This is a genomic window from Shewanella oneidensis MR-1 (genome assembly GCF_000146165.2).
Classification (GTDB): domain Bacteria; phylum Pseudomonadota; class Gammaproteobacteria; order Enterobacterales; family Shewanellaceae; genus Shewanella; species Shewanella oneidensis.
On the sequence record NC_004347.2, the window covers coordinates 4225980 to 4238333 of the forward strand.

9 protein-coding genes are annotated in these 12354 nt (G+C 47.8%); 5 read left to right on the plus strand and 4 right to left on the minus strand.

Annotated elements, in window-relative coordinates:
• Positions 1-222 precede the first annotated feature (222 nt).
• Positions 223-1668: a 30S ribosomal protein S12 methylthiotransferase RimO gene (rimO, locus tag SO_RS18900; protein ID WP_011073781.1), complete on the plus strand. Its 1446-nt coding sequence runs from the start codon at positions 223-225 to the stop codon at positions 1666-1668.
• Between the two features lie 85 nt (positions 1669-1753).
• Here the strand turns inward: rimO and SO_RS23275 are convergent, their stop codons facing one another.
• On the minus strand, positions 1754-1960 hold the full coding sequence (locus SO_RS23275; protein ID WP_238560612.1) for a hypothetical protein: 207 nt from the start codon (positions 1958-1960) through the stop codon (positions 1754-1756).
• Positions 1961-2130: 170 nt separating this feature from the next.
• On the minus strand, positions 2131-2364 hold the full coding sequence (locus SO_RS18905) for an alternative ribosome-rescue factor A (protein ID WP_164925916.1): 234 nt from the start codon (positions 2362-2364) through the stop codon (positions 2131-2133).
• Positions 2365-2652: 288 nt separating this feature from the next.
• Here SO_RS18905 and SO_RS18910 point away from each other — a divergent pair, with 288 nt between their 5' ends.
• On the plus strand, positions 2653-3498 hold the full coding sequence (locus SO_RS18910; protein ID WP_011073783.1) for a substrate-binding periplasmic protein: 846 nt from the start codon (positions 2653-2655) through the stop codon (positions 3496-3498).
• Positions 3499-3678: 180 nt separating this feature from the next.
• Entirely contained in the window at positions 3679-5805 is a 2127-nt protein-coding gene (locus SO_RS18915) for a TonB-dependent receptor plug domain-containing protein (RefSeq protein WP_011073784.1), read from the plus strand.
• Positions 5806-5922: 117 nt separating this feature from the next.
• Here the strand turns inward: SO_RS18915 and pmbA are convergent, their stop codons facing one another.
• Positions 5923-7266, minus strand: coding sequence for a metalloprotease PmbA (pmbA, locus tag SO_RS18920; RefSeq protein ID WP_011073785.1), 1344 nt, complete (start codon positions 7264-7266; stop codon positions 5923-5925).
• Positions 7267-7427: 161 nt separating this feature from the next.
• Between pmbA and yjgA the strand changes: the two genes are divergently transcribed.
• Positions 7428-7961 (plus strand): ribosome biogenesis factor YjgA, encoded by a 534-nt coding sequence (gene yjgA / locus SO_RS18925; protein ID WP_011073786.1) that lies wholly within the window; start codon positions 7428-7430, stop codon positions 7959-7961.
• 28 nt (positions 7962-7989) lie between these two features.
• On the plus strand, positions 7990-10470 hold the full coding sequence (locus SO_RS18930; RefSeq protein WP_011073787.1) for an Ig-like domain-containing protein: 2481 nt from the start codon (positions 7990-7992) through the stop codon (positions 10468-10470).
• A gap of 54 nt (positions 10471-10524) precedes the next feature.
• Here SO_RS18930 and SO_RS18935 read toward each other — a convergent pair whose 3' ends face one another.
• Positions 10525-11856: an APC family permease gene (locus SO_RS18935; RefSeq protein WP_011073788.1), complete on the minus strand. Its 1332-nt coding sequence runs from the start codon at positions 11854-11856 to the stop codon at positions 10525-10527.
• Positions 11857-12354 lie beyond the last annotated feature (498 nt).

The window sequence follows — 12354 nt, forward strand, 5'->3', positions numbered from 1 at the left end:
ATCGGCTACGTTCTGCCTTGTACTCGGCTACGCGCCCTAAAATGAATCCCCGCAGGGCGAAATGCCGATTGATAACGAAACACAGCATTGTGTGGGCTGTAACTGGTAGAAACGCCATCTTGGCTGTACACTTTTCAGCCACAGATACTGTACCTTTTAATCACTTCAGGTATAATCCGCGCTCTTTTTAAGGCGCTCTTTTATCAGCATCAGCGAGACACCATGACAGTTGAAACTTTTCATCCTAAGCAAACAACCACGCTTGAGACCCCTGCCAAAACATTAGAAGCCGCCAGTGCTGACTCTGTTAATACGGGTAATGTTGCCACAGGCAATCGCATCGGTTTTGTGTCTTTAGGTTGTCCCAAAAACCTCGTGGACTCAGAGCGCATTCTGACCCAGTTACGCATTGACGGCTATGAAGTAACCAACAGCTACGACAATGCCGATCTAGTGATCGTTAACACCTGTGGTTTTATCGATGCGGCGGTTGAAGAATCCTTAGATGCGGTGCGCGAAGCCTTAGAAGAAAACGGCAAAGTGATCGTGACCGGCTGCTTAGGCGCCAAAGAAAACCAAATCCGCGAAGTACACCCAGACGTACTCGAAATCACAGGCCCACACAGCTACGAAGCCGTGTTAAAGCACGTCCACAAGTACGTGCCAAAACCAGAGCACAATCCCTTTACCTCGTTAATCCCACAAACTGGGGTCAAGTTAACGCCTAAGCATTATGCTTATTTAAAGATTTCAGAAGGTTGCGACAACCGCTGTACCTTCTGCATCATCCCTGCACTGCGTGGCGATTTAGATAGCCGCGGCGCGGGTAGCGTATTAGATGAGGCCAAACGTTTAGTTGAAGCTGGCGTACAAGAAATCCTTGTGGTGAGCCAAGACACCTCTGCCTACGGTAAAGACAAAGGCGGTCGCACCGATTTTTGGAACGGTATGCCAGTTAAGCAAGACATCACCAGCCTTGCTCGCCAACTTGGCAAAATGGGCGCGTGGGTACGCTTACATTACATCTACCCATATCCATGGGTTGACGATCTGATCCCATTAATGGCCGAAGGCTTAATCCTGCCTTACTTAGATATTCCAATGCAGCACGCTAGCCCACGCATCCTGAAGATGATGAAACGCCCAGGCCGTGTTGACCGTCAATTAGAAGCCATCCAACGCTGGCGCGAAATCTGCCCAGATTTGGTTATCCGCTCAACCTTTATCGTGGGCTTCCCGGGTGAAACCGAAGAAGACTTCGAAATGCTGCTCGACTTCCTGCGTGAAGCACGCCTCGACCGCGTTGGTTGCTTCAAATACTCAGAAGTGGAAGGCGCTGTCGCCAACACCATCGCCGAGCTTATCAGTGAAGAAGTCAAAGAAGACAGATACCACAGATTTATGGAAGTCCAAGCCGAGATCAGCGCCGAGCGTTTAGCGCGCTTTGTTGGCCGCACCATGGATATCCTGATCGATGATGTTGACGAAGAAGGCGCGATTGGCCGCAGCTTCGCCGATGCCCCAGAAATCGACGGTATGGTATTTATCAACGGTGAAACCGAACTCGAACCCGGCATGTTAGTTCGCGCCGTGATCACTCACTCAGATGAGCACGATCTGTGGGCCGAGTTAGTGGATGCCGATGCTGAGGATGAAGTCGAAGCTTAAGCCTTCAAATCATTCAAGTTTTAAAAAGACGAGCCACAGTCTCAATTGTAGCTCGTTTTTTATGGGCAAAAGCAGGCGCATCCTCTCAATAGGTGAAGGCTAGATAGTGTGACAAAAGGGGTTGAAGAGGAAAATCGCAAGGCAGTGTGGGGAGTCTAGCAGGGATTAAATGAGCAGGACTAATACCAATCGTATTAAATATCTGTTCATTCAGCGGGAGTTCAACGCGCTTTAGACAAGGCGAAGGCTTGAAGGCATAGTGGCGCTCTGTCGAAAGCCTTAAACGCAGTATAAAGCGCGTAGAAACCTGCCCTTCGGGAGCCTCACAGGCATCCCACTCCGGTGTTGCATTGACTTAAAAGGGAATGACCATTTCTGCGTCAATGCGCCTTGGATTGAAATGCCTGTGAGGCTCTGAACTGATTAGATATTTAATGTGATTGGTATAACGTGGCAAAAACGTTAAAACATCATCCCCATAAAGCCGAAAGGGGTATCGCCCTTGTGCTGATACCCCTCTCGGTTACTCATTTTGAATGCCTTGCCTTTACGGTTATAAGACCCTTTGCCCTTTTTCGGCTTTTCGGTTCGCATCCGAAATAACGGACTGGTCACTAGCGCCTTAAGTGCATTGTCTGTAATGGTGCCGCGACCATTTTCATGCTCTAGCACACCTTCGGCTTTTACTTTTGCCACATTTACCTTCGTCATAATGACTCCTCAATTAATCCTCAATTAATCCTATATTGGTCAAGGGCCAAGTTAATCAGTCTCGGCCAGCGGCGACACTATAAACCAATCTAAAAAGATGTACAGAGTTTGTGCAGTAGTGCAAAGAATCGCACTTTTTATTATCGAAAAGTATGATAGATTAACCCAACAAAAAGAATACATTAGAGCAACAAAGCCCTATCTTTAACACTACTTTAGGTCGCTATTTATCGACACGATTACCCTTGGTAATCACTGGAGAAGGAGATCATTTTGCAGTTTGCAGTTATTTATCGGCCGTTACTGAGTCTTTTTTGCCTATTCGTTATCCTATCCCCTAGCCTAGCTCAGGCTTTTTCAAGCTCAGAATGCATCATTACCATGGGTTACCGCACCAGTGAGCGTCGTCCCTTTATCGAACAGGAACCAAGTAATCAGGGGTTTTACCGCGATATTTACCAAGCCGCTGCAGAAAAAATTGGTTGCAAATTGCGGGTAGTTCGAGCTCCTAAACTGCGGATTTTACGGGATCTCAAACTCGGTAATGTCGATTTTTATCCTGGTCTGCATTTTAGTGAAGAACGCGCCCAATTCGCCTATTTTATCCCTAATGGTCTGTCGGAGCGCTACATAGGAATAAGCCGAGCTGGCGCAGCAAGTATTAATTCACTCGCGCAGTTATCCCAAACAGGTATGACGCTATTAATTGCGCCAGGTAGTTATGACTTTAATGGCATATCCAAAACCATGTCGGTACGCAAACCACCTGAACTGGATGTACCTAAGGCCTTAGATTACCTGCTTGCCAGCCAAGGTGATTTTTTTATCTACGATCTAGCAACGCTTAACTATTACCTTAAAAATCGTGATATTAGCCAATTTCAGCTGCACCCCGATTGTTGCCAGCAACCTCAAGCCATGTATCTGGGATTTTCCAAAAAAAGTCGTCACTTTCGGGCGCTACAAAACCCCTATTATCGTGCCAATCTCCCCTTAAGCCCTGATAACATCCCAAGCGTGCTTGCAGAAGATTCCAAGGCCTACGAGTTTGCCAGAGCACTGGCCATAATGGATGCAGAGGGTGAAACCCAGCGGATCTATTTCAATCACTTTGGTTAATGTACAGCTCACTAAGGCGATTACCTACTCAGATACTGACGACTTAAGTGCAGCCAACGCTTAAGCAACAACTACTTAAGCCTTATCTTTATAAGCTCTGCGACAAAATGCCGCACCTGTCACACTTCGATGATCTTTATAATGCAGCGCAATTTATCCAAGTGAATGGAAGACAATAAGATGGCTGCAACTGCTTTAAATATCCCCCATGGTTTTAAATGCTCGGAAATATCCACCGCACTTACCCTTGCATTAGGCTTATCCTTTGCCCCGCTGGCAATGGCCAATGATAATGAACAGACTCAGATTGAGCGTATTTTGGTCCACGGTGAGCAGAGTATCTGCCGCAATGCCCTAGGCTCAGCCGATGCCTTACTTAAAGATCAAGGCGTTGATTTCTCTGAAGCTGGAGGAGTTTCGGCGCTACCAGTGCTGAACGGCATGATGGGCGATCGCATTAAAGTGTTAGTCGACGGCGCAGACATTACCGCCTCCTGCGCCAACCAAATGAACCCACCGCTATCTTATGTTTCTGCCAACCAAATCAACTCGGTCGAAGTGGTCGCGGGCGTGTCCCCCGTCAGTGCGGGCGGCGACAATATTGCTGGCGTGATTAAGGTTAATAGTCTCAATCCTAAGTTTACTGACAGCGAAAACTTAAGTTTTGAAAGCGGTGAGATTTCATCGGGATACCGCAGCACCAGCGACAGCTTATTACTCGGCGCCAAAGCCGGTATTGCCAGCAAAAATGTAAGCTTAAGCTATCAAGGAGCCTATGAAGACGCCAACAGTTACCACGATGGTAACGGCGACAAAGTGCTCGATACTTTATATCGCGCTCAAAACCACGCCTTAACGGCAGCATGGCGCGATGAAAAACAACAACTGGCCGTTAAACTGACCCATCAAGCCATTCCATTTCAAGGTTTTCCTAACCAATACATGGATATGACTGATAACAAGAGCTACGGTGCCCTAGTTCGCTATCTACGGGATTTAGAAAATGACGGCGAGTTTAGTGCCCAGCTCAACTGGCACAGTGTAAAACATGAAATGGGCTTCTTCACCCCAGAAAAAACCGGCAAAATGCCGATGAATACAGAGGGTAGCGATTACAGCTACCAACTGCACTGGCGCTTAACTATGGGGGATGACAGTACGCTACTGCTTGGCCAGGAATACTATAGCTATCAATTAGATGATATTTGGCCAGCGGTGCCAGGCACTATGATGGCCCCCAATGACTATATCAATATTAACGATGGTGAACGTCGCCGCGCTGCAGTTTACGGTGAATGGCAACAAAACCTCAATCCGCTTTGGTGGTTATCCGCTGGGGTACGCTATGAATATGTGACCACAGATACGGGTGAAGTGCAGGCCTACAGCAACATGCCAATGATGGGCATGCCCAATGTGGATGCCGAGGCGGCAAAAGCCTTTAATGCCATGGACAGAAGCCGAGACGATAACCTAATCGATGCGACATTGCTGGCACGCTATCAATTGTCGGCCAAACAACAACTGGAATTTGGCTTAGCCCGTAAAAATCGCGCCCCTAACCTCTATGAGCGTTACAGTTGGGGCCGCGGCGTCATGGCAACCACTATGATTGGCTGGTATGGCGACGGTAACGGTTATGTCGGCAACCCCGATCTAAAGCCCGAAACGGCCCACACCCTAAGTGCAGCTTACAAATTTAATGGCGATGCATGGCAGTTCTCGACCACGGCTTGGTATAGCGCAGTAACCGATTATATCGATGCTGAAGTGATTGGCAGCTTTAACCGTACCAGTACACCCGCAGGTAAACGCAATATCCTAAAATTCACCAACGAAGATGCCAATTTATATGGCGCTAAGTTCAGCGCACTCTACCTATTAGCCGATACCGACAGTGGTAAGTGGCAGATGCTCGGTAAACTCAACATCACCCGTGGCGAGCGCGATGAAGGTAATGAACCACTTTATCAAATCAAACCGTTACAAACCGAGTTAGCCCTCAGCCACCAACTCGGCGATTGGGAAAACCGCTTGGCATGGCAATGGGTGGCGACAAAGGATCGCGTTGATGATCGCCGTTTAGAGAACGAAACGAGCAGCTATTCGCTACTGAACTTAAGCAGTAGCATCAAATGGCAAGAGCTGAGTTTAACCTTTGCGATCAATAACCTGTTTGATACTTACTATGAGCTGCCACTCGGTGGTGTAAGCATTGCCGAGTTTAAGGCCGATAGCAGCAATGGCTTTAGCCAAGTCGCGGGCTCGGGTCGCTCATTTGAATTAGGTGCAAGCTACCGCTTCTAAAAAGTAGAACGACATAAAATCAAAAAGGGCAAATGCGAACGCATTTGCCCTTTTGTTTAAAGCTCATTCAGTTAACGCTGAGCCGTTAGACTGAATGACTCAATTAGGTTAACTAAATCAGTTACCCGCAACCTTCATCTCGGATAATAAAATCCCGCCAGTGCGAATAGAAGAGCGTAAATCGAAGTCTTTACTGACCGCCTGTATCCCACGGAACATATCCTTAAGATTGCCAGCAATGGTAATTTCTTCCACGGGGAATTGGACTTCACCATTTTCGACGTAAAAACCCGCGGCGCCACGGGAATAATCCCCCGTCACCATATTCACGCCTTGGCCCATCACCTCAGTGACAATCAAGCCCGTGCCCATGCCTTTGACTAATTCATCAAAACCTTGGCCAGTGTGCGCTAAGGTCCAGTTATAGATCCCGCCCGCATGTCCAGTGTTTGGTAGGCTCAATTTGCGCGCCGAATAACTGGTTAGCAGGTAGGTTTCTAACATGCCGCGATCGATAATGCGCCTATCTTGGGTCGCAACCCCTTCACTATCGTAGTTGGCACTGGCGAGCGCACCTAATAGATGCGGCTGCTCTTCAATGCTGAACCAATCAGGGAAGATTTGGGTGTGAATGGCATCGAGTAAGAAGCTCGATTTACGATACAAGCTGCCACCGCTGATGGCACCAATCAAATGGCCGATTAAGCCGGTCGCAATCTCTGGCGCCAGTAATATTGGCAAACGGGTGGTGGCGATCTTACGCGCCCCTAAACGGCTCACGGTTTTCTCGGCGGTTTTTAGCCCCACCGATTCAGGTGAAAGCATCTCATTGAATTTACGGGCGATAGTGTAATCGTAATCCCGCTGCATATTGCCGTTGCGGTCTTCACCAATCACGCTGCAACTTAAGCTATAACGGGAGCTGCAGTAACCATTTAAAAAGCCATGACTATTACCGTAGACCTTTACCGATGTATGGGCATTGGCGCTCGCTCCGTCGGAGTTATTGATGCGCGGATCGGCATCGAGCGCAGCGGTTTCGGCGCGAATGGCCAATTGGGCTAATTCGTCGGCTGAAATCTCTTGCGGATAGTAGAGCTTAAGATCGCGGATCTCGGTCGCCATCAGCGCTTTATCCGCCAGGCCACTAAAGGGATCTGCCGAAGTGTAACGGGCGATATCATCGGCCGCTTTTACCGCCAGCGCAATGGCTTCAGGGCTGAGATCAGAGGTTGATGAACTGCCCTTGCAACCATCGCGATAAACCGTAATACCGAGGGCGCCATCTTTATTAAACTCTACCGTTTCAACTTCCTTTAAACGGGTTGAAACCGATAATCCCTGTTGTTTACTGATCGCCACTTCAGCGGCATTTGTCCCTAATTTATTCGCATATTCGAGGGCCACAGCAACCGCATCTTTCAGCGCGGTCAATTCACTATCGATTCTGTTCAAAGACACAAAGCAACTCTTTCGTTATAGGCAATGACGCTAGCATAACAAACACCCATCCCATTCACATTATTTATTGCGTGCTTTACTGATTGAATCGCGCTTTAGCTAGGCGAATTTTGGCGGGAGATGTTATTATTAGCGCGTAATTTAACTGAGGTTTTATCTATATGAAGATTGTTGGTGATTCAGAACATTTTAAACAGCCCTATGACAGTAACGACGAGTATGTCAGTAAAACTGAGGATAAGCGTGACTGCGAAGCGGCTCAAAAAGTCGGTATGGAACTGGTCTCACTCAGCAAAACCCAGCTAGATAAAATCGAGCTGGACGAGCACTTATACGACAGCATTCAGCAAGCTCATAAGATCAAGCCAAAGACCGAAGCCTATCGCCGCCATATGCAATATATCGGCAAACTGATGCGCAACGTCGATATTGAACCGATCAAGGCGTCGCTCGCCGTGGTGCTGAACAAAAACAGCAACGAAACCGCCAAGCTGCAAATGTTCGAGAAAATGCGTGAGCGTTTACTCACCCAAGGCGACGGTGAAATCCAAACCGTAGTGGAACATTACCCACAGTTGGATAGACAAAAACTCCGCACCTTAGTGCGCCAAGCGACCAAAGAGCTGGCGAAAGGCCCAGAGTCAAAATCCTCAAAAGAGCTGTTTAAATATTTACGCAGCGAAATCCAAGACTAATCAACCTGCACCACAAGGATGTTTGCTTATGCGATTTAGCAAAACGTTATCAGTATTTTCTTGGGCATTACTGGGCGCAACTGCGCTCAGTGGTTGTAATGGCGCCGCTGATGGCACTGACGCTGATGGCAGTACCGACAGTTATAGCCTCAGCTTAAGCTACAAAACCTTAGTTAACGGTCAATGTGCCGATAGCACGAGCAGTTTAAGTTTCCCTACTGACGCCAGCTTTTGTGCGCTTGCAACCTTAAAACAAGGCTCAGCAAACGTCAGCGGACAACTGATTAATTTTAGCGCCACCTTAGGCACAGTCTCCCCAGCAACGAAATTAACCAATGCCAATGGTGTGGCTGAAGTGATTATTGCTAATGCAAGCTTAACCGAAGGTGCGGGGACCGTCAGCGCAACCTACACTCCCACAGGTGCTGCAGCCTTAACGGCTACACGTAACTATGAATTTATTGGCAAGGGCGGGTCGGGTACCGTTACTCCACCCAAACTGAGTGCTAGTATTGTCAATGGTGCAAACTTGGTCACACGCTTTAAAGTGGATGAAGCCGTACAACTGCAAGCCATCTTGCTTGATACTGAAAGCAAAGGCATTGCCGATGCTAAAGTCACCTTTAGTGCGGGCACCGCCACCCTCAATCCAGCTAGCGCATTGACCAATAGCCAAGGTCTTGCCCAGGTGACTTATACGCCAAGCGCGACTGAGTTAGGGGCAAATACCTTAACAGTGACAGTCGATTATCAAGGTCAATCGCTGCAAAGTAGCAGCTTATATGAAGTGCTCAGCAAAGATGCCATCAACGAAACGGGCACCCTCAAGCTAGGATCGTTTAACGGAACCAGCTTCACTGAAGGTAAACTTGGCAGCACTTTAACGCCACAGACTGATGGCAGCTATAAAATTAGCGCCGGCGGCAGCTTTGGGGTAACCGCAAGCTTAGTATTAGAAGCGAGTGATGGCACGATTACTCGAGTACAAACGCCTTCATCAATGAGTTTTAGCTCTGACTGTACTGCCAGCAATAACGCCACCTTAGACACGCCTGTCACTACCTTATCGGGCAATGCCAGCTCAACCTTCCAAGACACCAGTTGCAGCGGTAACAGTGAGCGTAATGACCAAATTATCGCGACCACAGTGGTCGGCAATCAAACGCTTACGGCCAATTTCCCGTTCACGCTACAGCGCCAAACCCTCGCAAGCCTAAGCTTTGAATCGGCAACGCCTAGCCAAATTCGCATCAAAGGTGCGGGTGGTACAGGGTCGAGTGAATCATCCCTAGTCAGCTTTAAAGTCACCAGCGCAAATGGCCAGCCCGCAGCGCAGCAAAAGGTCAGTTTTAGTTTAGATACCGTTGTTGGCGGCTTAAGTTTTGCCAATGGCAGCGCCAGTGCAGAGAGCCTCACTAACTCCCAAGGTATCGCCAGTGTGCGAGTGCTATCGGGCACTGTGCCCACCCCCGTTCGCGTTGTTGCCACTGCCGTGGATGCTGATACCAAAGAGGTGATTACCAGCCAGTCAGAGCAATTAACCGTCAATACAGGTTTGCCACAACAGCTTGGTTTTAGCCTGTCGACGACGATAGTCAACCCAGAAGCGGGCGATCATGATGGTGAAACAGCGACGATAACCGCAAGACTATCGGACAGTTTTGGAAACCCAGCGCCCGACGATACCACGATTAACTTCACCACAGAGGGCGGGCAAATCGCCCCAAGCTGCCAGACCAAAAATGGTGCTTGCAGCGTGACTTGGACATCCAGCGATTATCGCCCTCAGGATCATCGCATTAGCATATTGGCTTACGCCCTCGGTCACGAAACCTTTTTCGATACCAATGGCAACAACCAGTTTGATAGCGCAGATGGCGGGGCTATCGCTAAAGCCTGTTTATTCAATGGTGTAGCAACTAACTGCAGCGGTAATGGTATGGATGTCGAAACCTTCCACAGCAAGGGGTTTAGCGACTTACCGACGGCGTTTCGTGATGATAATGAAAACTTTAGCTTCGACAGTGGCGAGCGCTATTTCGACAACCTCGCCCGTGACACTTATCCTGCAGCCGATGGCAAGTTTAACGGCCCGCAATGCCTAGGCAGCCTCTGTGGTACAGGTCAAGCTAACAAAACCTATGTTCGCAAAGGATTGGTAATGAGCATGTCTGGCTCACAGGCTTATATCAGTGTGATGCAGGACGGTGTGCGACTTGCCAGCGTCAATGATATAAAACCCGTTGCCGCAGGTGCCCAATCTAAGTTTGTGGTGTTTGTTCACGACAGTGCCAAACAAATTCTGCCCGCCAAAACCAGTATCGAACTCTGTGTCGACTGTAATGGTGCTCCAGAGATTACCGAGGTTCCTAATACCCTCTCTGCTAAGGATGGTTTAGGCACTCCACTCAGTTTTAGCGCCTTCGCAGGCAATAATGTCAGCATTATTGCCACGACCCCTAAGGGTATCAAAACCACCAATTTAGGCTTTACGGTGCCAACGTTGTAACCAACAAAAAGACCCGCTGATGCGGGTCTTTTACTTTATGGGTTAATACGTTGGTTAACTCTGCAATTCTACCGCCTTGCGCAAGCGTAGGCTGCGCAGCGCCAGATACAGCATCCCCACAGCTCCCCAAATTAAACCGAGTTCTAATGACTGAGGCTCAAGGTTAATCCACAGCACGCCAATGGTTGCCGCGCCACACAAGGGCAAAACGAAATACTGCAAATGCTCCTTAAGGGATTGATTACGTTTTTCTTTAATATAAAACTGCACAATCACCGACAGGTTAACAAAGGTAAAGGCAACTAAAGCACCGAAGTTCACTAAGGCTAAAGCCATTTCTAAATCAAAGGACACCGCCGAAAGCGCCAGTAACCCCACCAGAACCACGTTAAATGCCGGGGTACGCCATTTAGGGTGAACATAACCAAAGCCTTTATTGGGCAACATATTGTCGCGCCCCATCACATAGAGGATGCGCGCCACCCCCGCATGAGCTGCCATGCCCGAAGCTAACACCGCAATTGTTGTCGCCACTAGTACAATAGACTGGAATAAATTACCGCCCACATAGAGCGCAATCTCAGGCAAAACGGCATCCAACTGCTCGAAGCGAGAAATATCAGGGAAATAGAGTTGCAAGAAATAGGACACGCTGACAAAAATCACCCCGCCAATCAACGCCGTCAACAAAATAGCACGTGGGATGACTCGTTTTGCATCCTTAGTTTCTTCACTTAGCGAACTTAAGCCATCAAAACCTAAGAAGGAGAAACACAGAATGGTTGCACCGGTAAAGAGCGGCGCTAAGGTTACCTGCTCCGAATAGAATGGACGCACGCTGGCAATCACCCCTTCACCTTCCCCAAGGGACAGGCTATGGGCCATTAAGCCAATAAACACTAAGATAATCGCTATCTGGGCAAATACGATAACCCCATTAAAATTCGCAACTAAATCAATGCCTCTAAGGTTGAGTACCGTCATAACTGTGACTAAACCAAAGATAAAAATCCAAGGTTCCACATTAGGGAACATAGCGGTGAGGTAGATTTTGGCCAGTAGCATGTTGATCATCGGCATAAACATATAATCGAGTAGCGATGACCAGCCCACCATAAAACCGACATTTGGACTAAAGTTTTTTTGAGCATAGGTATAAGCCGACCCCGCATAGGGATATTTACGCACTAAATGACCATAGCTAAAAGCGGTAAAGAGAATCCCCGCTAATGCGAGCAAGTAAGAAGTGGCCACATGGCCAGAGGTGATCTCAGAGACAATTCCGAAGGTGTCAAACACGGCCATAGGCGTGAGGTACGCAAGCCCCATCACAACCACCTGCCACAGATTAAGGCTTTGCTTTAAGCCCGGTTTTTGTTGGCTCATACACCACCTCCCAGTAAAGTAGGTGGAATGACTAACGCAACATGTTGATTGACGGCAACGACCGAAAATCCGGTAAACAACAGCCCCATTGAATTGTCCTCAGTAAAGTAGGTTCAAACGAACCTCATATCATTTCCGGATGTTTACCGGCCTCTATTGGTTTAAAACCCATACATTCAAAAAGAAAATAACCGAGGCACTGAATACCTCGGTTATTTTTTCGGCGCGCATTTTCGCCTTAAACAAGCAGGAAGACAAGCAAAAAACCATAGTTTGCTTCACAGTCCTTATCTTTGTCTCAAAAATTGGCTTTTCACGTCTTTGCTAAATCACATTGATGACACTAAAGGCCAAAAGTCACATTTACCACAAAATTGACACTGCCAAACAAATGACCAATAAATGCGAACTTCAAATAAAATAAACCACAAAATCATTTTTTATATAAATTTTTAAGACTTTATGCATAATAACCATGAACTAAGAAAGCATATAAAA